20 protein-coding genes are annotated in these 19050 nt (G+C 62.5%); 4 read left to right on the top strand and 16 right to left on the bottom strand.

Going from position 1 to position 19050, the window contains the following annotated elements; all coding sequences use genetic code 11:
• From GSM73_RS27280 to GSM73_RS13065, 5 genes are all read right to left on the bottom strand, one after another.
• Positions 1–820, bottom strand: an 820-nt coding sequence (locus GSM73_RS27280) for an MCP four helix bundle domain-containing protein (RefSeq protein ID WP_372241385.1), incomplete at its 3' end; no start/stop codon positions are given.
• 33 nt (positions 821–853) lie between these two features.
• A complete protein-coding gene (locus tag GSM73_RS13080; RefSeq protein ID WP_160892861.1) occupies positions 854–2953 on the bottom strand; it encodes a chemotaxis protein CheA in 2100 nt (699 codons plus the stop codon).
• A gap of 39 nt (positions 2954–2992) precedes the next feature.
• The gene (locus tag GSM73_RS13075) at positions 2993–3277 is read right to left on the bottom strand and encodes a lipid asymmetry maintenance protein MlaB (RefSeq protein ID WP_047227659.1); all 285 of its coding nucleotides are present in this window, start codon (positions 3275–3277) and stop codon (positions 2993–2995) included.
• Between the two features lie 15 nt (positions 3278–3292).
• The gene (locus GSM73_RS13070) at positions 3293–3661 is read right to left on the bottom strand and encodes a response regulator (RefSeq protein WP_047227658.1); all 369 of its coding nucleotides are present in this window, start codon (positions 3659–3661) and stop codon (positions 3293–3295) included.
• Between the two features lie 11 nt (positions 3662–3672).
• Positions 3673–4890, bottom strand: a complete 1218-nt coding sequence (locus tag GSM73_RS13065) for a methyl-accepting chemotaxis protein (protein ID WP_160892859.1) — start codon at positions 4888–4890, stop codon at positions 3673–3675.
• A gap of 301 nt (positions 4891–5191) precedes the next feature.
• On the opposite strand from GSM73_RS13065, the gene GSM73_RS13060 reads away from it, so the two are divergent.
• Positions 5192–6538, top strand: a complete 1347-nt coding sequence (locus GSM73_RS13060) for an MATE family efflux transporter (protein ID WP_047227656.1) — start codon at positions 5192–5194, stop codon at positions 6536–6538.
• A 184-nt stretch (positions 6539–6722) separates the two neighbouring features.
• Positions 6723–7391, top strand: coding sequence for an HAD family hydrolase (locus tag GSM73_RS13055; RefSeq protein WP_047227655.1), 669 nt, complete (start codon positions 6723–6725; stop codon positions 7389–7391).
• 133 nt (positions 7392–7524) lie between these two features.
• Here the strand turns inward: GSM73_RS13055 and ppnN are convergent, their stop codons facing one another.
• Complete coding sequence (gene ppnN / locus GSM73_RS13050) at positions 7525–8898, bottom strand: nucleotide 5'-monophosphate nucleosidase PpnN (protein ID WP_047227654.1); 1374 nt, start codon at positions 8896–8898, stop codon at positions 7525–7527.
• 217 nt (positions 8899–9115) lie between these two features.
• Between ppnN and GSM73_RS13045 the strand changes: the two genes are divergently transcribed.
• Positions 9116–9649, top strand: coding sequence for a DUF3087 family protein (locus tag GSM73_RS13045; RefSeq protein WP_160892857.1), 534 nt, complete (start codon positions 9116–9118; stop codon positions 9647–9649).
• A gap of 70 nt (positions 9650–9719) precedes the next feature.
• Here the strand turns inward: GSM73_RS13045 and GSM73_RS13040 are convergent, their stop codons facing one another.
• The 7 genes from GSM73_RS13040 to GSM73_RS13010 form a co-directional block, all read right to left on the bottom strand.
• Positions 9720–9899, bottom strand: a complete 180-nt coding sequence (locus tag GSM73_RS13040) for a general stress protein (protein ID WP_047227652.1) — start codon at positions 9897–9899, stop codon at positions 9720–9722.
• A 126-nt stretch (positions 9900–10025) separates the two neighbouring features.
• Positions 10026–10592, bottom strand: coding sequence for an ATP-dependent Clp protease proteolytic subunit (locus tag GSM73_RS13035; RefSeq protein ID WP_047227651.1), 567 nt, complete (start codon positions 10590–10592; stop codon positions 10026–10028).
• A 133-nt stretch (positions 10593–10725) separates the two neighbouring features.
• On the bottom strand, positions 10726–11763 hold the full coding sequence (locus GSM73_RS13030; protein ID WP_047227650.1) for a DNA topoisomerase IB: 1038 nt from the start codon (positions 11761–11763) through the stop codon (positions 10726–10728).
• Between the two features lie 232 nt (positions 11764–11995).
• Positions 11996–13075: a molybdenum ABC transporter ATP-binding protein gene (modC, locus tag GSM73_RS13025; RefSeq protein WP_160892855.1), complete on the bottom strand. Its 1080-nt coding sequence runs from the start codon at positions 13073–13075 to the stop codon at positions 11996–11998.
• A 3-nt stretch (positions 13076–13078) separates the two neighbouring features.
• The gene (gene modB, locus GSM73_RS13020; RefSeq protein WP_047227648.1) at positions 13079–13759 is read right to left on the bottom strand and encodes a molybdate ABC transporter permease subunit; all 681 of its coding nucleotides are present in this window, start codon (positions 13757–13759) and stop codon (positions 13079–13081) included.
• A complete protein-coding gene (modA, locus tag GSM73_RS13015) occupies positions 13760–14512 on the bottom strand; it encodes a molybdate ABC transporter substrate-binding protein (protein ID WP_160892853.1) in 753 nt (250 codons plus the stop codon).
• A 221-nt stretch (positions 14513–14733) separates the two neighbouring features.
• Positions 14734–15807, bottom strand: a complete 1074-nt coding sequence (locus GSM73_RS13010; RefSeq protein WP_160892851.1) for a nitronate monooxygenase family protein — start codon at positions 15805–15807, stop codon at positions 14734–14736.
• Between the two features lie 148 nt (positions 15808–15955).
• Here GSM73_RS13010 and GSM73_RS13005 point away from each other — a divergent pair, with 148 nt between their 5' ends.
• Positions 15956–16444, top strand: a complete 489-nt coding sequence (locus GSM73_RS13005) for a GyrI-like domain-containing protein (RefSeq protein ID WP_160892849.1) — start codon at positions 15956–15958, stop codon at positions 16442–16444.
• Here the strand turns inward: GSM73_RS13005 and ada are convergent.
• The 3 genes from ada to GSM73_RS12990 form a co-directional block, all read right to left on the bottom strand.
• A complete protein-coding gene (gene ada, locus GSM73_RS13000; RefSeq protein WP_047227644.1) occupies positions 16408–17481 on the bottom strand; it encodes a bifunctional DNA-binding transcriptional regulator/O6-methylguanine-DNA methyltransferase Ada in 1074 nt (357 codons plus the stop codon). The genes GSM73_RS13005 and ada overlap by 37 nt on opposite strands.
• Positions 17482–17569: 88 nt before the next feature.
• Positions 17570–18250, bottom strand: a complete 681-nt coding sequence (alkB, locus tag GSM73_RS12995) for a DNA oxidative demethylase AlkB (RefSeq protein WP_372241384.1) — start codon at positions 18248–18250, stop codon at positions 17570–17572.
• Positions 18237–18965 (bottom strand): 2OG-Fe(II) oxygenase, encoded by a 729-nt coding sequence (locus tag GSM73_RS12990; RefSeq protein ID WP_160892847.1) that lies wholly within the window; start codon positions 18963–18965, stop codon positions 18237–18239. Before GSM73_RS12990 ends, alkB begins: the two co-directional genes overlap by 14 nt.
• Positions 18966–19050: the final 85 nt, after the last annotated feature.

The raw sequence follows: 19050 nt of genomic DNA, 5'->3' as shown, positions 1-19050 counted from the left end.
GGTTGTCGGCGGCGTTGCGCACTTCACCGATGATATGGGACAGCTTGCCCACCATGTTTTGCATGGCGTTGAGCACCATGCCGGTTTCGTCCTTGGAGCCGCTTTCGATTTTCGCGTTCAGGTTGCCTTCGGCCAGTTGCTCGGCAACCAAGGCCGCCTGTTTCAGGGGGCGGGAAATGATCCGGGAAATGAACAGTGCCAGGCCCAGGCCCACCAGCAGGGCGGCAACCAGCACGGCGATGATCGACAGACGCGCATTCTCATACAGTTCCGTACCATGGGCGCTGGCCACGTCGGCCCCGGCGGCATTGAGCTCAACCAGTTTCTGCAGGTCGGCGGTCACCAGGTCGAAATGACGTTTGGATTCGCCCTTGAGCAACGTCTGGGCTTCGTTGAGCAGATTTTGTCGGGACAGTGCGAACAGGTCTTTGCTAACGGCCAGGTACGCGGCCCAGTCACTGCGGGCAGTGTCGAACAGCTGGCGATCTTCGGCACTGGACAGCAGTTTTTCATAGGTCGCCAGACGCGTTTCGAAACCCTGCTTGGCTTCGTCCGCTTCTTTTTCGATGGCCGTGCGCTCCTGCTCGGAGTCAGCGGAAATGTGGCGATTTTCCTTGAGGCGATAGTTCGCCGCGTAGAAGCGCATGCCCGAGGCGGCGCGCATCGAAGTCATCCAGTTTTCGCGGATCTCGATGGTTGTGCCGTTGACCTCGTTGAGTTGGATAATCGAGAACACCCCCATGACGGCGGTCAACGCGAGCACCACCAGAAACGAGGTGATCAGTTTGGTGGCGATTCTAAGATCGTAGAACCATTTCATTGGGAAGTACCTCTCCATGGAATTGCTAAAGCGTCAGCGAGCAGTGGCTTGTTGTGATTGAGTCGAGGTGTAGCGGTTGTCTATTTGGGCGATCTGCGTGAGCAGCGCCGGCACGTCGAGAATCAACGCCACAGCGCCGCTGCCCAGGATCGTCGAGCCGCTGATGCCGCGCAGCGCGCCGAACAACTTGCCCAGGGGTTTGATCACGGTCTGGAATTCACCGAGCAGGTCATCCACCACCAGCCCGGCCTTGAGTTCGGCGTAGCGCACCACCACCACGTTCTGCCGGCGCGAGGCCGGGCCTTCGTGGTTGAAGTGATCGCGCAGGTACACCAGCGGCAGCACTTCTCCGCGCAGGTCGAGGTAGCCTTGTTCGCGGCTGCAAACCCCGTCGTCCTCGCTCAGCTCGATGCATTCCTGAACCATGTCCAGGGGAATGACGTACGTGGACTGGCCGATGCCCACCAGAAAGCCATTGATGATCGCCAGCGTCAGCGGCAGGCGGATGCGCACCACGGTGCCCTGGCCCGGTTGGCTGTCCAGGTCGACAGTGCCGCGCAGCAGGGTAATGTTGCGCTTGACCACATCCATGCCCACGCCACGCCCGGAAAGGTTGGTGACGGCCTGGGCGGTGGAGAAACCCGGCTCGAAGATCAGGTTGTAGATTTCCTGGTCGGTGGGGCTGGCGCCAAGGGCAACCAGGCCGCGTTCCTGGGCTTTTTCCAGGATCCGGTCACGGTTCAGGCCGGCGCCGTCGTCGGCGATTTCCAGCACGATGCTGCCTGAGTCGTGATAGGCATTGAGGTGCAGATGACCTTTGGCCGGTTTACCGGCCGCCAGCCGCGCCTCAGCGGTTTCGATGCCGTGGTCCATGGCGTTGCGCAACAGGTGCATGAGCGGGTCACCGATTTTTTCCACCACGGTTTTATCCAGCTCGGTCTCCGCACCGCTGATAATCAGGTCGATGTCCTTGCCCAGTTCCTGGCTGACATCGCGCACCACCCGGCGGAACCGATTGAAGGTTTCACCGATGGGGATCATGCGCAGACGTAAGGCGCCGTCGAGAATTTCTTCCACCAGGCCGGACACCGTTGAAGTTGACTCTTGCAACGAGTCGTCGTTGCAGTGGCGGGCCAGCAGGCTGGCGCCGGCGCTGGCGATGACCAGCTCGCCCACCAGGTTGATCAACTCGTCGAGCTTGTCGGCGTTGACCCGCACATAGGCGCCGTCCTTGGCCTTGCCGTCGCTGGTCGCCGGTTGCTTGTCGGGCGAGACCTGAGCGGGCATGCGCGCAGCCGAACGCTGGTCCGGCATCAGTTCGCCGGTGGTGACCATTGCCGTGTTGGGGTCAGCCTGCTCTTGGGTGGTGGCAACCAGCCCGGTGTTCGTCTGCGGCACGGGGTCATCAATGGCGACGATCTGGATCTGGCAATCTTCGCGCACGAAATCGAAGACTTCGTTGATCGCCCCGTGGCCGGCAGCCGAACTGAACTCAATGTCGAACCCCAGGTAGCAGGACTCGGCATCCCAGGTTTCGGCCGAGGGCATTGCGTCGGTCAGCGTGGTGATGTGGATGATCTCACCGAGGGTTTGCAGGTAACGCAGAAATGACAGCGGGTCCATGCCGTTGCGGAACACCTCCGGGCCAAAACGCAGGGCAATATGCCAGAGGCGCGTTTCGGCGGGCGCTTGTGTGTCGCTTGCTTCGGCGGGCTTCGGGGCTTCGGCAGGCGAGGGCGCCTGATATTCCTGAAGGATCTGGCACAGCTCCATTTCCCGGGCCAGGGCCGGGGGCGCCAGTTTCGCGCCCTGGTTGGCCACCACATTGATCAGCTCCAGCATGTGATCACTGGACTTGAGCAGCACGGCGATCAGGCCGGCGTCCACTTCGACGCTGCCATTGCGCAACCGATCGAGCACGTCTTCGACGATGTGAGTGAAACTGACGATGGGTTCCAGGCCGAACAGCCCGGCCGAGCCCTTGATCGTATGGGCCGCCCGGAAGATCGCGCCGATAGCATCATCGTCGCCCGGGTCGCTTTCCAGTTGCAGCAGGGACTCTTCCATCGCCTGCAACTGTTCCCGTGCCTCGACGATGAACGTTTGTTGTGCCTGATCGAGATTGATGCTCACGCTCATATCCTTTGTCGTGTCCGACGTGTTGCGAGGTCTCTATACAACCAGGTTGCACAGGGCGAGTGTTTCCGTGACGGCCTTGCTGTGGCCCGTTATCTCCAGGCGGGTACCGGCCTTGGGAGCCTCGCGCTGGACCATCATCAGCAGTTGCAGGCCGGCGCCGTCCATTTCCGTAATCTGCGACAGATCCAGCGCCATGCGCGGCGTCGCCCCCAGGCGCGGCAGCAACTGCGCGGCGAGGTCGGCGGCGGTGTAGATCGTCAGCTCGCCGTCGATCTGCACCTGCGCGGTGTCGTCCTGTGTTTCGTACAGCAAGGGCATTTCACTCTCCGCGAATCAAGGAAGAATCAGCTTGGACACCGCCGCCAGCATCTGCGCCGGCTGGAACGGCTTGACCACCCAGGCCTTGGCACCCGCCGCCTGGCCCTCGAGTTTTTTCGACTCCTGGGATTCGGTGGTGAGCATGATGATCGGCGTGAACTTGTAGCTGGCCAGCTTCTTGACCTCCTTGACGAAGGTGATGCCGTCCATGTTCGGCATGTTCACGTCACTGATGATCAGGTGCACCTTCTGGCCATTGAGCTTGCCCAGTGCATCCTTGCCATCGCTGGCCTCGATCACGTCGTAGCCGGCACTTTTCAACGCGATGCCGACGACCTGCCGGACGCTCGCGGAGTCGTCGACAACCAATACACTTTTAGCCATGAACGGCTCTCCTAGAAGAAGGTTATTTCCTGTGAATTCTGTTGCGCGCCCGATTCGCCGTGGTGGTTGCGGCGTTGTTCTTCGGTGGCGTATGTGGTTTCCATGCGTGCCAGCCATTGGCGGGCATCGATGGAAACGGCCTGGTCGGGCGACTGACTGGCCTGCTGCATATGCACATGCAGGTCCTCGATGTTGTCGCGCACGTGGCTGAGAATCTGGCTGACCCGATCCTGGAATTGCAGGTTGACCAGCACTTCGGTGAGCTCGTCGCGAATACCGAAGCTTTCCTGCTGCAGCAGGTCGGCCGATTCGGCCAGCCGCCCGGTGGCGCTCTTGAAGCGTTCCAGCACGCGCTGGATGCTGTCCTCGGAGACGCTGACCGACTGGCTGTCCTGATCCGCGCCGCTGGAGGCGGCCTGGACCAATTGAGTGATGGCGCTATTGATGATGTCGACCTTGGCCGACATCTGCTGGCCAGTCTCGCTGGACTTGCTCGACAGGCTGCGCACGGCGTCGGCCACCACCGCAAAACCGCGCCCGGCTTCGCCCGCACGGGCGGCTTCGATGGCGGCGTTGAGGGCCAGCAAGTTGGTTTGCGCGGCAATGGCCGCGACATCGGCGGCCATGGTCCGCAGCTCGCCGGTGTAGGCGGTGAGGTTGCGCACCTGGGCCAGGGTTTCATCGCGGCTGGCCTGGGTGGCTTTCAGGGAGTCGATGACCTGGACCAGCTCACCTTCGCTTTGGGCCAGCACCTGCACGGCGCCGCCACTGCTGTTGCCGGCCAGCTCACCGGCGGCCAGTTGCGAAGCTTGCACGGTATCTTCCAGGCGTGAAGAGATGCCGGTGAAGCGATTGGTCAGCGAGACGATCGCGGTTTCGGTCTGCTGCCGGGAGCTTTCCACCTGCTTGGCCCAGATCGGCATGGCACCGAGGATGACTTCGTTGAGTTGCGCGCTGGCCTTATGGTTCAAGTGGTCGGCGGCGTGTAGCGCGTGATGGGCAATGGCGGCGGCGACGGCTCTGTCGATCTGCTGGTGCTGGGCGCGGGCAGCCCACACGCCGACCCCGGCGCCAATGGCCAGGAGCACGGCACACAACCCCAGGTTTTGTGTACTTGGGCCGTTGAGAACCAACAGGCCGACGCTCGCGATCAGGGCCACAAACAAGCTGGACCAAAGGATGCGCGGCGGAGTTTGGGAATGGGAATGACCGTGTGAATACGACGTCATGGTTCGGTCCTTGAACAGTGTTGCTAACAGGTTGTTTGCGAATAACTGGTTATCTGCGACCCCACCCCGGACTTTAAGACCGGTCGTCCGATTCCGGTATGGCCGAGGGCGTTGACCTGCCCAGTGAGTGGCACTGTGCTATCTGAGATTAGACGCAGTCGCTGAAATGTCGAGGCGCCCTGACGAACAGATGAGTCGCCCACAACCCCTTGCGCCTTGCTCCCACAGATTCCCTCACCACCATCCGGGAATAAGCTAAATTACCCCGCATCGGATTTTGAACCTGCCATCACGAGCCCTCATGCCCACCCAGCCTCTCTGGAAAATCTACCTTCTGTTCCTGGCCCCCATGGTCCTGTCCAATTTCCTGCAATCGATGTCCGGCACGCTCAATAGCATCTACATCGGCCAGATGCTCGGCACCCAGGCATTGGCGGCGGTATCAGGCATGTTTCCCATCCTGTTTTTCTTTATCGCGCTGGTGATTGGCCTGGGCGCGGGAGCAGGGGTGTTGATCGGGCAGGCTTACGGCGCCGGGGAAACCGGCACGGTGAAGGCGATTGCCGGTACCACGTTGCTGCTGGCGGCGATCATCGGGCTGGTGGCGGCGGTGCTCGGCACCGTGTTCGCGCGCCAGGCGCTGCAGGGGCTGGGGACGCCGGCCGATGTGCTGGAGGACGCGGTGTCCTATGCCCGGGTGATGATGTGGATCCTGCCGATACTGCTGGTGTTCGTGGTGTTTACCCAGTTGCTGCGCGGGGTGAGCGATACGCTGTCGCCCATGCTGGCCTTGCTGGTGTCCACCAGCGTCGGGCTGCTGCTGACGCCGGCGCTGATTCGCGGCTGGCTGGGGCTGCCGCAGATGGGCATCGAGAGCGCGGCGCTGGCGGGGCTGGTGGGTACGGCGTCGGCCATGGTCATGCTCGCGTGGCGCCTGAACCGTCGCGAGCACGCCCTGGCGCCGGACCGGGCGTTGTTCGCGGCGATGCGCCTGGACATGGACATCCTCGGCAAGGTGCTGCGCATCGGCCTGCCCACGGGGTTGCAGATGGTGGTGATCTCACTGTCGGAGCTGGTGATCCTGGCGCTGGTCAATGGCCACGGGTCCCAGGCCACGGCCGCCTATGGCGCGGTGACGCAGATCGTCAATTACGTGCAGTTCCCGGCGTTGTCGATTGCCATCACCGCCTCGATCCTCGGCGCCCAGGCCATCGGTGCCGGGCGTCTGGAGCGTCTGGGGCCGATCCTGCGCACCGGCCTGTTGATCAACGTCTGGCTCACCGGTGGGCTGGTGGTCTTGGGATATCTGTTGTCTCACTGGCTGCTAGGGCTGTTCATCACCGACCCGGCGGCGCGAATCCAGGCCGAACACCTGCTGCACATCATGCTCTGGAGCCTGCTGGTCTTCGGCTTCCAGGCGGTGGTCGGCGGCATCATGCGCGCCAGCGGCACGGTGCTGATGCCGGTGGCGATTTCGATCTTCTGCATCGTCGGCGTTCAGCTGCCAGTGGCCTACCTGCTGGACGCGCAGTTCGGCCTGCAAGGGGTATGGATGGCGTTTCCGGTGGCTTACTTGAGCATGCTGGTGTTGCAGACCCTGTACTACAAGATGGTCTGGCAGCATCAGCGGATTGAGCGGTTGGTGTAGCTCTGCGCTTTCTGACACAACAAAAAACCTGTGGGAGCGAGCCTGCTCGCGATAGCGTCGGCACATTCGGCATCGATGCGCGCTGACTCACCGCCATCGCGAGCAGGCTCGCTCCCACAGGGATTCGGTGCCTGGCGATGTTACAGTGGCCGGCATTCTCCTACCGCCATCACCGAGGATTTCGATGTCTGCCCGCCCGCCCTCCAGTGTTTCCTATCGCGCCTTCCTCTTCGACATGGACGGCACGCTGCTCAATTCCATCGCCGCGGCCGAGCGGATCTGGACGCGCTGGGCCCTTCGTCACGGTGTGGAGGTGGCGAGCTTTCTGCCGACCATCCACGGCGTGCGCGCCATCGACACCATTGCCCGCCAGCGCCTGCCAGGGGTAGATGCCCTGGCCGAGGCCGAGCAGATTACCCGCGAGGAAATCGAAGACGTGGAAGGTGTGGTGCCGGTGCCCGGTGCTGCAGCATTTCTCAACAGCCTGCCGCCCCTGCAGTGGGCCATCGTCACCTCGGCGCCCATGGCGCTGGCCTTGCGGCGCATGGAAGCGGCCGGCATTCCACATCCGGCGGTGATGGTCACCGCCGAGGATGTGAGCGACGGCAAACCCAATCCGGCCTGTTATCGACTGGCAGCGGAGCGCCTGCAAGTCGCCCCCCAGGATTGCCTGGTGTTCGAGGATGCCGAAGCGGGTATCAAGGCCGGCGAGGCGGCGGGAGCGGATGTGCGGGTGGTGACGGCGACGCATACGCATCCGGTGGCCACCCCCCATCCGCTGATCAAGGATTACCGTGGGCTTGGCCTTGAGGTGGATGAGGCCGGACGGATGCGACTGAACCCGACGCTGTGATCGCAGCAGACCCCCTGTGGGAGCGAGCCTGCTCGCGATAGCGTCGGCACATTCAGCAATGATGCAATCTGACCCGCCGCCATCGCGAGCAGGCTCGCTCCTACAGTTGGATCTGTGGTGATCGTTGAACCGGTCAGGTCACCACGCGATAGCACGGTTCATACGCCGCGCCGCCCGGCAGTTTCATGCGGTGCTGGGCGACGAAGGCCTGGAGCAGCCGGTCGAGGGGTTCCATGATGGCGGCATCGCCGTGGATCTCGTAAGGACCGTGTTCTTCGATCAGGCGGATACCCTTGTCCTTGACGTTACCGGCCACGATCCCCGAGAACGCCCGGCGCAAGTTGGCGGCCAGTTCGTGGGCGGGCAGGTCGCGCCTCAGGCCCAGGCTGGCCATGTTGGCGTGGGTCGGGTCGAACGGGCGCTGGAAGCCTTCGTCGATTTTCAGCAACCAGTTGAAGTGGAAAGCGTCGTTGCGTTCGCGGCGGAACTGTTTGACCGCCTTGAGCCCTTGGGTCATCTGGCGCGCCACTTCGGCCGGGTCGTCGATGATGATCTGGTAGTGCTTCTGCGCAGCCTCGCCCAGGGTCGCACCGACAAAGGCATGCAGTTGATCAAGGTACGGCGCGGCGCTCTTGGGCCCGGTAAGAACGACCGGGAAGGGCAGGTCCTGGTTGGCCGGGTGCATCAGGATACCCAGCAAGTAGAGGAACTCTTCCGCCGTACCGGCGCCGCCCGGGAAGATGATGATGCCGTGGCCCACGCGCACGAAAGCTTCCAGGCGCTTCTCGATGTCCGGCAGGATCACCAGCTCATTGACGATCGGGTTCGGCGCTTCGGCGGCGATGATGCCGGGCTCCGTCAGGCCCAGGTAACGGCCGCCGTGGATGCGCTGTTTGGCATGGGCGATGGTGGCGCCTTTCATCGGGCCTTTCATCACGCCCGGGCCGCAGCCGGTGCAGATGTCCAGGCTGCGCAGGCCCAGTTCGTGGCCGACTTTCTTGGTGTATTTGTATTCTTCGGTGTTGATCGAGTGGCCGCCCCAGCACACGACAATTTTTGGCTCCACCCCAGGGCGCAATGTGCGGGCGTTGCGCAGCAGGTGGAAGACGTAGTCGCTGATGCCCTGGGAGGAGCTGAGGTCGATGCGCTGGCTGTCCAGTTCGTTCTCGGTGTAGACGATGTCGCGCAGGGCGCTGAACAGCATCTCGCGGGTGCTGGCGATCATCTCGCCATCGACGAAGGCGTCGGCCGGGGCGTTCAGCAGTTCCAGGCGTACGCCGCGGTCTTGCTGGTGAATACGGATCTCGAAGTCCTTGTAGGCTTCCAGGATGGTCTTGGCGTTATCGACATGGGCGCCGGTGTTGAGAATGGCCAGGGCGCACTGGCGGAAGAGGGTATAGATACTGCCGGAACCGGCCTCACTCAGTTGCTGGACTTCACGCTGGGACAAAGTCTCCAGGCTGCCCTTCGGGCTGACCGAGGCGTTGATTACATGTCTTTGATTCATTCAGCTTTCCTTGAAAACGATGCCGTACTCACAACGACGGCATCTTGAAAAAAACGTCCACGCAGAAAGATCGCACGATCCTTGCGGTATCGCCATGGACTTTGATCCGGATCCTTCGGGTCGGTTGCAACACAAAATGAGCTCCAGCATAGCTAAATCCACCGGGCAGGCGATAATGCGGGACTTTTTTTACCCCGCACAAGGAAATTGCACCGCGATGTTCGAGCTCAAGCCGTGGGACGCCGAAGTCTACCGACGCCAGACCCGACGCAGTACCCTCATCGTCGCCGTGACGTTCCTGGCACTGGCGATGCTGTTGTCCAGCCTTTCGGTGATGCTGTTCGGCACACCCGGGGGGGATAATTTTCGCTTCAATCTCGGCGGGGTGATTGCCGCGGTGTTGGTGATGGTCGCCTTGATGCGTCTGTATTTCTGGTCGCAGCCGTGGATGGCCGCGGCGGTGTACGGCTGGCAGCTCAAGCGCAGCCTGATGAGCATCACCAATGTGATGCACCAGGTGAAGGCCGGTGTGCAGGCCCAGGACGTGGCGGCCATGAAGCTGCTACGGTTTTATCATCTGGGATTGACGCAGATGCATCAACTGGACGCCAACTCCAGCGCCCAGGGCTCACTCGCCCGAGAGGCTGATGAGCATCTGACAAGGATGCAGGCGCTCAATCTCGACAGCGAGCAAGCTCGGCTGGACCCGATCTGGATCGACATGGTGAAAAAGGCTTATAGCGGACGCTGATCGACGCCTCAGGGCAATGACAGATTAAGCGCCGGAGCGCAGCAGGCGTGCGCCCCAGCGATTTTCCAGGTTACGATTTTCTGCCCGCGCCTTGGTTGCGGTCAGTTCCTTTGCGGCCCGCCTCAGTGCCTTTCTGACGATCACTTGCAACGTTACCGCCCGACGCATGGCCGCCTTTCTTGCCGGCTTCCGATGCTTTTTCCCGATCATTTGCGAAGTTGCCTTGGTTTTTGTTTCCACTACTGGCCATTTCGAGCATCCTCATTTTGGTTACGCGAGCAACGAGCCTCGCATAATTTGTGAAAGGAAATGGCCGGCAAAAGTTTAATGAAAACACTTCGTCAGATGACGAACGGCACGCACTGACCGCACGGGGTCACTGGTCCTCGCCACCACTGATTTTCCAATGCTTGGCATCCACCGGGAAAACCACTTGCTCGACCCGGTGCGCGATGCCGAAGGCCAAAGAGTTTTCGGCCGGGATGACCCTTTCTTCGGCGCAAAGACATTTGAAAATGTCCAACTGAGTGGCGGCGCCGGCGGTTTCCTTGACGTAGATTTCCACGTACCGCGCCACGTCGTTGTCCAGGCTGGACAGGTATTCCCGCAAACGCGAGTGATCCACCGACTTCTGGCCGAAATACCAGTTCATCGGGTGAATCAGAAAACGCGAGTGAGGCGTGGTGGTGCGGTCGCTGGCGGCCAAGTACATGATGATGCCCATGGACTCGATATTGCCGGCATTCACGGCACGCACCGGCACCGGAAGGGATTTGATGAAGGTGTAGAGGGTAAAGCCGAAGTTGGTACTGCCACCGATCGTCGAGAGGTTGAGCATCAGTGAGTCGGCGCCTTTTTCAATGGCATCCAGGCAGTTGTCCCGGAAGCGCTCGGTCGTTCCCTGATCGATCTGGCAATGAAAATGGACAATGTGTTCGGACATTTCAAACTCCTGTCGACTTCCCGTTGAACGGTCTGCGCAGTGGTGGCGCCGTACAGTTGGGAGTTCGCAGGTGCGCGGATGTTCCTCGACTGAGGCCGGATGTTGGCGTTCGAGCAGGTGTGGTTCGCCGGGTTCAGCACGCTTCGGCAGTTTGGGCCATGCGTTGCAGGAACATCGCCAGCGCGGCTTCCTCCTCGCTGAGGCCTTTGCGGACCCGGGGGTTGGGCAGCTCCCTCAGCGAACCCAGCAGGAAACCCTCCACCACGGCGGGATGGATGTAGCATTTACGACAGACGGAGGGGGTATTGCCCAGTTGCCGGGCAACCTGCCTGACCATCTCGGCGAGGTGTTTTTTTGCCTCGCTCTCGGTTTCCCAGCACAGCAGTCGCAGCCCCGCCAGAGCCGCCGCGCTGCCGGCCCAGGTGCGGTAGTCCTTGGCGGTGAAGTCCGCGCCGGTGAGGCTCTTGAGGTAGGCGTTGATATCGGACGAGCTGACGGAGTGGCGTTCGCCGTTGTCGTCCAGGTACTGGAACAGGTTCTGCCCTGGAATCTCCTGGCAACGCTTGATGATCCGCGCCAGACGCCGGTCTTTCACGGTGATCTGGTGTTCGACGCCGCTCTTGCCACGGAATTGGAAGGCAATTGCGCTGCCGTTGACCTCCACATGCTTGCTGCGCAGGGTGGTCAGGCCGTAGGAGCGGTTGTCCCGGGCATACTGGGTGTTGCCGACCCGGATCAGGGTGACGTCCAGCAACGTGATAACCGTGGCCATGACCTTGTCGCGGCTGAATCCGGGCGTGGCCAGGATCTGCTCCAGGCGTTTGCGCAAGCGCGGCAGGGTACGGCCGAACTCCAGCATTCGGGAGTATTTGTCGGCATCGCGCACTTCCCGCCAGCGCGGGTGATAGCGGTACTGCTTACGCCCACGAGCGTCCCGACCGGTGGCCTGGAGATGGCCGCGCGGGTCGGTGCAGATCCATACATCGGTGTAGGCCGGCGGTACGGCCAAGGCGTTGATGCGCTGGATTTCGGCCGCATCGGTGATCCGCTGGCCCTGAGGATCGAAATAGCAGAACTTGCCCCGCAACTTTTTGCGGGAGATACCAGGGGCGGTGTCATCGACATAATGCAGATCGGCCGGCAGCGCATCCGGCGGCAGGGTGTCGGGCATGAAAGAATCCTTGGCAGCAAATCCGGGGCCTGTGATCGATTGACCGCAGCCTGTGACGGTCGTGCCAAGTTTCTGAGGTGGCCCGCAACACCCACGAATCAGGGTTGGACCGCCGGACCTGTGGGAGCGAGCCTGCTCGCGATAGCGTCAGATCAGTTCACACCCATGTTGACTGAACCACCGCGATCGCGAGCAAGCCCGCTTCCACAAGGGATTTGTCTGGGGCGATACCCTACGCCAACACCGCCACCGCCTTGATCTGCGCCCACAGCAACTGCCCCGGATGAAGCTTCAGCTGATCCCGGGAGTAACGGGTGATGCGCGCCAACAGCGGCGTGCCAGCAGCCTCCAGCCGAATCAACACATGGGCGGCGTTGTCGGCGGCCAGTTCGCTGACCACGGTAACGGGCAAACGGTTGAGGATGCTGGTCTGGGCATCGTTCGCCAGGCTGAGGCTGACGTCACGGGCCTGGACCTTGAAGCGTAGCGGCTGTCCGATGGCCAGAGGCGTGTGGGCGACACGCACGTTCAAGAGGCTGTCGGGCAGTGTCAACGACAGCAATTGATAGGCCGCGTCATACCCGCTGACCTTGCCCTGGACCACCACGCCCGCGTCATCGCCCAACGCCAGTGGCAGGTCGAGTCGCGCCAGTGTTTCGCCGATCGGCCCGCTGGCCAGCACGCGACCGGCCTCCAGCAGCACGATGTGGTCGGCCAGGCGCGCCACTTCGTCCTGCGAGTGGCTGACGTACAGCACCGGGATGTCCAGCTCATCGTGCAGGCGTTGCAGGTAAGGCAGGATTTCGTTCTTGCGCCGGGTATCCAGGGCGGCCAGGGGCTCGTCCATCAGCAGCAGTCGCGGGCTGGTCAACAGGGCTCGGGCGATGCCGACCCGCTGGCGTTCACCGCCGGACAGGTTGTGTGGCTGTCGATCGAGCAAGTGACCGATGCCCAACAGTTCGGTAGCCTGGTCCATGTCCACCCGTCGTTGCGCCGGTGCGATGCGCTTGAGGCCGAACGCCAGATTAGCCTGCACGGACAGATGCGCGAACAGGCTCGCCTCCTGGAACACGTACCCCAGCGCCCGTCGATGGGGCGGCACGAACACCCCGCGCTCGCTGTCCTGCCAGACTTCGCCGTTGACCTCGATGAACCCCCGGGTCGGCCGGTCCAACCCGGCGATGCAGCGCAGGCAGGTGGTCTTGCCGGAACCGGACTGGCCGTACAGCGCGGTCACGCCACGGCCCGGCAGTTGCACATCCAGGTCCAGGGAGAAGTCTCCATGGTCGAGCTGAAAACGCGCATGAATCATCGATCAGCTCCAACCGGCCCGGGTTCGGCGGCTGGAATACAACGCCAGCAGCACAAGAAATGAAAACACCAGCATTGCCGCCGCCAGCCAATGAGCCTGGGCGTACTCCAGGGCTTCGACATGGTCGTAGATCTGTACCGACACCACGCGGGTCTTTTCGGGGATGTTGCCGCCGATCATCAGCACCACGCCGAATTCGCCGACGGTGTGGGCAAAGCCGAGGATTGCCGCAGTGATGAAACCGGGGCGGGCCAAGGGCAGGATGACACTGAAAAACGTATCCCAGGGACCGGCCCGCAAAGTGGCCGCCACTTCCAGGGGACGACTGCCGATAGCGGAGAATGCGTTCTGCAATGGCTGCACCACAAACGGCATGGAGTAGATCACCGAGCCGATCACCAGCCCGGTGAAACTGAAGGTGAGGGTGCCCAGCCCGACGGCCTGGGTGAATTGACCGATCCAGCCGTTGGGGCCCAGGGCGAGCAACAGGTAAAAGCCGATCACCGTGGGTGGCAGCACCAATGGCAGGGCCACCACCGCGCCCACCGGCCCGCGTAGCCAGGACTGGGTACGTGACAGCCACAGGGCGATGGGCGTGCCGATCAGCAGCAGGATCACTGTGGTCAGCGAGGCCAGTTTCAGGGTCAGCCAAATGGCGGCGTAGTCGGCACTGGTCAGTGGCATTTAGCGTTGATAACCGTAGGCTTGGATGATGGCGGTGGCTTTCGGGCCTCTGAGGTAATCCATGAACGCCGAGGCGGCGGCGTTGTTTCGCCCTTTGTTGAGGATCACCGCGTCCTGTTTGATCGGGTCATGCAGCTCGGCGGGGACGATCCATGCCGAACCGCTGGCCACCTTGCCGTCCTTGTACACCTGGGACAAGGCCACGAAGCCGAGTTCTGCGTTGCCGGTAGAAACGAACTGATAAGCCTGGGTGATGTTCTGGCCTTCGACGAGCTTGCCTTTGACTTGCCCGGACAACCCCAGTTTGTCCAGCACCTGGGTGGCGGCCAAACCGTAGGGCGCGGTTTTCGGGTTGGCGATGGACAGGTGCTGGAAGCCGTTGTCCTTGAGCACCTGGCCCTGGCTGTCGACATAACCGTCCTTGGCCGACCACAGCGCCAGCGTGCCGACCGCATAGGTGAAGCGCGAACCCTTCACGGTGTCGCCTTCGCTTTCGAGCCTGGCCGGGGTGGTGTCGTCGGCGGCGAGGAAGACTTCGAACGGTGCGCCGTTCTTGATCTGGGTGTAGAACTGCCCGGTCGCGCCATAGGCCGCCACCAGCTTGTGGCCAGTGTCTTTCTCGAAGCCGGCGGCGATGGCCTGGACCGGTGCGGTGAAATTGGACGCCACGGCCACCTGCACCTCATCGGCCTGGACGGCGCCAACGCAAAAGAGTGTAGTCAGCAGCAACGGCGCGAAGCGGGTGAGGTACATAAAGGCTCCGAAAGGTCGGTTTCGCTATATACGGAAATATATAGCGAATGGCCGATAAACGGAACGCGGCATTTTGCGGACGTTGGTGTGAGAGGGCGGCCGCCATCGCGAGCAAGCCCGCTCCCACAGGTCCAGTGGTGTGCCCAGATGTTGTGTTCGCCACCGATCCCCTGTGGGAGCGAGCCTGCTCGCGATGGCATTCCAACAGACGATGACGACCGTCAGGACCGCCCACGGCCGTTCAGTTGGGCCAGGGCCTCCTGGGCCAGTTGTCGGGTCAGCTCCGCGGTCGACAGCTCCCGACCCATGGGGAACGCCTGGCCGGCCCACAGGTTGCTGAAGTCTGCTTCATCCTTGGCGCGCAACGGCAGCAACGCACCGCCAGCCAGGGGGAATGCCGGCGCTATCGGACTCATCGGCCCGATCTCGCGCATCACCCGGTTGACGATGCCCCGGGCCGGGCGGCCGGTGAACAGGTTGGTGACTGCGGTTTGGCTTTCCTTGGCCGTGCGCAGCGCCCGGTGATGGGCCGCGCTGATCTTCGCCTCGGGGGTGAACAGATAGGCGCTGCCCAGTTGCACCGCCGATGCGCCCAGAGCAAACGCCGCGACAATACCCCGCGCATCGCCAATACCGCCCGCAGCGATCACCGGCACGCTCACCGCATCCACCACCTGGGGCAGCAAGGCAAACAGGCCGACCTGGGTGTTGAGGTCGTCGCTGAGGAACATCCCGCGATGGCCGCCGGCTTCATAGCCCATGGCGATGATCGCGTCACAACCGTGCTGTTCCAGCCAGATGGCTTCCTCGACGGTGGTGGCCGACGAGAGGACTTTAGCGCCGGTGGCTTTCACCCGATCCAGCAGGGACTTCTCCGGCAGGCCGAAGTGGAAGCTGACCACTTCAGGACGCATCTGCTCCAGCACCCGGCAGGCTGCATCATCGAACGGCGTGCGGTTGGACACCGGCGTCGGCGCATCGAAGTCAGCGCCCAGTTCTTCGTAGTAGGGCTTGAGGTGTTGCTTCCAGGCCTCGGCGCGCGGCTCGTCGAGCACGGGTGGCTGGTGACAGAAAAAATTCACGTTGAACGGCTTGTCGGTCTGTTCGCTGATCGTCGTCAGCGCCTGGCGCAATTGCTCGACATCCAGCATCGCCGCCGGCATCGAACCCAGCCCGCCGGCATTGCAGGCGGCGATCACCATGGCCGGCCCCGTCACTCCGGCCATCGGCCCCTGGATGATGGGTAGCTCGATGCCAAGGAGGTCAAGAATGCGAGTGTCTGGCCACTGGCTCATGTGCAGGTCTCCGACGGCAGAGGAAAACAGCGTTTTTAGCAGGTGTGGCCCGGCCAGGGCCAGTCGAGTTTTTCAATCGGATGCGGCAACTTGATCCCGACGGCCAGCGGGTTACCATGCGCGCTTCATTTCTCAAGGAGCCTGACCCATGGACGTCAAACTCAAGGCAGTCGAACCCTTTACCGTGGCCGGCCTGCAGGTACACACGCGCAACGCTGACGAACAGCAGCCTGACATGGCACGGATCGGCCCGATGTGGCAGCAATTCTTCAGCGAAGGGTTGTTCGACAAGATCCCCGCCAGGCAGTCGGAATCGTTTGTCTACGGGGTCTATTCCAACTATGAGTCCGACGCCACCGGCTACTTTGATGTGACGGCCGGGGTGCAGGTGGATGCGACCAGCGCAGGCTACGCCGCCGTGGACATCGAAGGCGGGGATTACCTGATGTTTTCGGCCAAGGGGCCGATGCCCGATTGCGTGATCCAGACCTGGGGCCTGATCTGGGCATATTTCGCGGACAACCCGCAGACGCTGCGCCGCTTCACCACCGATTTCGAGGTCTACAGCGGCCCCGACTCGGTGGCGATCTACATCGGCGTTCAGTCCGCGGACGAGCGCTCCAGCGCCAGCAACTGACGTTTACGCTCCACGCCCCAGCGATAGCCCGACAGGTTGCCGTCGCTGCGCACCACCCGGTGGCAAGGGATCGCCACTGCCAGGCTGTTGGCCCCGCAGGCCTGGGCCACGGCGCGCACGGCTTTAGGCATGCCGATGCGCTGGGCGATCTCGGCATAGCTGGCGGTGCTGCCCGGCGGAATATCCCGCAGGGCCTGCCAGACCCGTTCCTGGAACGCCGTGCCTTGCAGGTCCAGCGGCAGGTCCAGGCCCAGGGCCGGTGCCTCGATAAAGCCCACCACCTGGGCGATCAATTGCTCGAATTCGCGGTCGGCACCGATCAGGTTGGCGCGGCGGAATTTGTCTTGCAGATCCCGCACCAGCGCGTCCGGATCGTCCCCCAGCAGGATCGCGCACACACCGCGTTCGCTTTGCGCCACCAGAATTGCCCCGAGGGAACATTGGCCGACGGCGAAACGAATGTCGGTGTTCTGCCCGGCGGCGCGGTAATCGGCGGGTTTCATGCCCAGCACCTTGTCGGCGGCTTCATAAAAGCGGCTGTTGGAATTGAAGCCGGCGTCGTACAGCGCTTGGGTGATCGATCCACCATCGCTCAGGCGTTCGCGCACCTTGCGCGAGCGGTGGGCGGCGGCATAACCCTTGGGTGTCAGACCGGTGACGGCCTTGAACACCCGGTGGAAATGGAAGGGACTCAAGCCTGCGCTTTGCGCCAGTTCATTGAGCCCAGGCAGTTCTTCGGCAGCCTCGATCTGTCGGCAGGCGGCCGCGACCCGGGCCGCTTGTTGGGCGGCGAGCTGGGTCTGGTCCCTGGCCACTCGCTTGCTGGGACGATACCCCGCCGCCTGGGCCTGTTCCGGCGTGTCGAAAAATTCCACGTTACGCGGATTGGGCAGGCGCGACAGGCTGCTGGGATGGCAATAGATGCCGGTGGTTTTCACGCCATAGACGAATTGCCCGTCGGCGCGCGGATCCCGGGCGAGCACGGCGGCCCAGCGAGGATCCTGTTCAGCGGTGAGGGTGTTCGAAGTGCTGTTCATGGTCGTTATGTCCATTGGCCCGTTTTGGCTAAGGTAGCGAGCCTGTGAGATGGCAACACTCCGGGTCTTGCGGTTGAATTCTGCACGGTTACCCGGCGGTGCGGAACGTCAGGTTGATCCGCTGGGCGCCCAGCTTCGGATGCTGGCCTTGCTTGAGCGGCAGCACGCCGTGATAACGCAACCGGTCCACGCCGCCCCAGACCACGATGTCGCCGTGAAACAGTGGAACGCGCAGACTTTTGTCGCTGCGCTCGAATCCGCCGAACAGGAACACCGCCGGCAAGCCCAGGGACATGGAGACGATGGGGGCGCTGAGGCAGCGTTCGTTCTTGTCCTGATGCAGCGACATTCGCGCGCCGGGCACGTAACGGTTGATCAGGCAGGCGTCGGGCTCGAAGTGCTCGAAGTGGGCCTGTCGAGCGGCGGCCTGGGCCAGTTCGCGGAACACCGCTGGCATGTCGGGCCAGGGGGCGCCGGTCTGTGGGTCATGGGCCGTGTAGCGATAGCCAGTGCGGTCGGTGGTCCAGCCCAGCGCGCCGCAACTGCTCAAGGCCACTGACATGGTAAAACCGCCAGGCGTGACCATCTGCCGGAACGGCGCGGCCAGCAACACCGCTTCCAGGGCCGGCAGCAAACGTTCGAGCCAGGGCAGGGCGAAACCGCGCAACACAAACGCTTGCTCGCCGATCTGTTCGGTCAGGCCGGGTGTCGTCGGCGTCTCGTCGGCGAACAGGTCCAGCGTGATAGGGGTGTCGTCACTGCGCATCATGAAAAATGATTCCAAGTGTATGCCGGCTACCGCTGTGCACGCGGCTGACGCCATGGCGCATGTTCACCCGATAATAACCGCGAACGCCTTTGACCGGCCGTTGATGCACGGCAAATACCAGCGCATCGCCCTGTTTCAGATCGATAACCTGCGCACGTGACTGCATGCGCGGGCGCTGCTCCGTGAGAACGAACTCGCCGCCGGTAAAGTCCTGGCCCGGTTCCGACAGCAGAATCGCCACCTGCAGCGGGAATACGTGCTCGCCGTACAGGTCCTGATGCAGGCAGTTGTAGTCCTGCGGGCCGTATTGCAGCAACAACGGCGTAGGACGCCGTTGCCCGGCGGTGTGACAGCGTTCAATGAAAGCCGGATGCTCGGAGGGGTAGCGCACCTCAAGGCCCATGCATTCGTTCCAGCGATTGGCCAGCGGTACCAACCGCGGATACAAGGATTGACGCAACTGCTGGACTAGGTCGGGCAGCGGATAGCGAAAATACTGATACTCCCCGCGCCCGAATCCGTGGCGGGCCATGATCACCTTCGAACGGAAAAGGTTGGGTTCGGCGTATAGGCCACTGAGCATCCTGCATTGCTCGGCCGTAAGCAGGTTACGGATGATTGCGCTGCCGTCCTGGTCGAGGTCTTGTTCCAGGGAGGGCCAGTCAAGGGTGTTGACGTGTTGGGCCAGCGAGGGCGCATGAAGGCTCGGGAGCATGATCGAAGACCTGGCAAATAGAGTGCGGTCAGTCTGGCAGGCGCTCAGGTCTGCGGCACTCCGGGGCTTGCGGTCAATGTCCCTT

Origin of the sequence: Pseudomonas sp. PICF6, from assembly GCF_009831705.1 — a bacterium.
GTDB lineage: Bacteria > Pseudomonadota > Gammaproteobacteria > Pseudomonadales > Pseudomonadaceae > Aquipseudomonas > Aquipseudomonas rhizophila.
The sequence above is the reverse complement of the archived record's forward strand: the minus strand, read 5'-3'. Positions and strand labels throughout refer to the sequence as shown.

What these genes read in the sequence shown, in the direction of transcription:
- GSM73_RS13070 (WP_047227658.1), bottom strand. Translation starts at nt 3,661, where the DNA reads ATGGCTAAAAGTGTATTGGTTGTCGACGACTCCGCGAGCGTCCGGCAG.
- GSM73_RS13075 (WP_047227659.1), bottom strand. Translation starts at nt 3,277, where the DNA reads ATGCCCTTGCTGTACGAAACACAGGACGACACCGCGCAGGTGCAGATC.
- GSM73_RS13055 (WP_047227655.1), top strand. Translation starts at nt 6,723, where the DNA reads ATGTCTGCCCGCCCGCCCTCCAGTGTTTCCTATCGCGCCTTCCTCTTC.
- GSM73_RS13005 (WP_160892849.1), top strand. Translation starts at nt 15,956, where the DNA reads ATGGACGTCAAACTCAAGGCAGTCGAACCCTTTACCGTGGCCGGCCTG.
- GSM73_RS12990 (WP_160892847.1), bottom strand. Translation starts at nt 18,965, where the DNA reads ATGCTCCCGAGCCTTCATGCGCCCTCGCTGGCCCAACACGTCAACACC.
- alkB (WP_372241384.1), bottom strand. Translation starts at nt 18,250, where the DNA reads ATGATGCGCAGTGACGACACCCCTATCACGCTGGACCTGTTCGCCGAC.
- ada (WP_047227644.1), bottom strand. Translation starts at nt 17,481, where the DNA reads ATGAACAGCACTTCGAACACCCTCACCGCTGAACAGGATCCTCGCTGG.
- GSM73_RS13065 (WP_160892859.1), bottom strand. Translation starts at nt 4,890, where the DNA reads ATGACGTCGTATTCACACGGTCATTCCCATTCCCAAACTCCGCCGCGC.
- ppnN (WP_047227654.1), bottom strand. Translation starts at nt 8,898, where the DNA reads ATGAATCAAAGACATGTAATCAACGCCTCGGTCAGCCCGAAGGGCAGC.
- GSM73_RS13045 (WP_160892857.1), top strand. Translation starts at nt 9,116, where the DNA reads ATGTTCGAGCTCAAGCCGTGGGACGCCGAAGTCTACCGACGCCAGACC.
- GSM73_RS13040 (WP_047227652.1), bottom strand. Translation starts at nt 9,899, where the DNA reads ATGGCCAGTAGTGGAAACAAAAACCAAGGCAACTTCGCAAATGATCGG.
- GSM73_RS13035 (WP_047227651.1), bottom strand. Translation starts at nt 10,592, where the DNA reads ATGTCCGAACACATTGTCCATTTTCATTGCCAGATCGATCAGGGAACG.
- modC (WP_160892855.1), bottom strand. Translation starts at nt 13,075, where the DNA reads ATGATTCATGCGCGTTTTCAGCTCGACCATGGAGACTTCTCCCTGGAC.
- modA (WP_160892853.1), bottom strand. Translation starts at nt 14,512, where the DNA reads ATGTACCTCACCCGCTTCGCGCCGTTGCTGCTGACTACACTCTTTTGC.
- GSM73_RS13010 (WP_160892851.1), bottom strand. Translation starts at nt 15,807, where the DNA reads ATGAGCCAGTGGCCAGACACTCGCATTCTTGACCTCCTTGGCATCGAG.
- modB (WP_047227648.1), bottom strand. Translation starts at nt 13,759, where the DNA reads ATGCCACTGACCAGTGCCGACTACGCCGCCATTTGGCTGACCCTGAAA.
- GSM73_RS13060 (WP_047227656.1), top strand. Translation starts at nt 5,192, where the DNA reads ATGCCCACCCAGCCTCTCTGGAAAATCTACCTTCTGTTCCTGGCCCCC.
- GSM73_RS13030 (WP_047227650.1), bottom strand. Translation starts at nt 11,763, where the DNA reads ATGCCCGACACCCTGCCGCCGGATGCGCTGCCGGCCGATCTGCATTAT.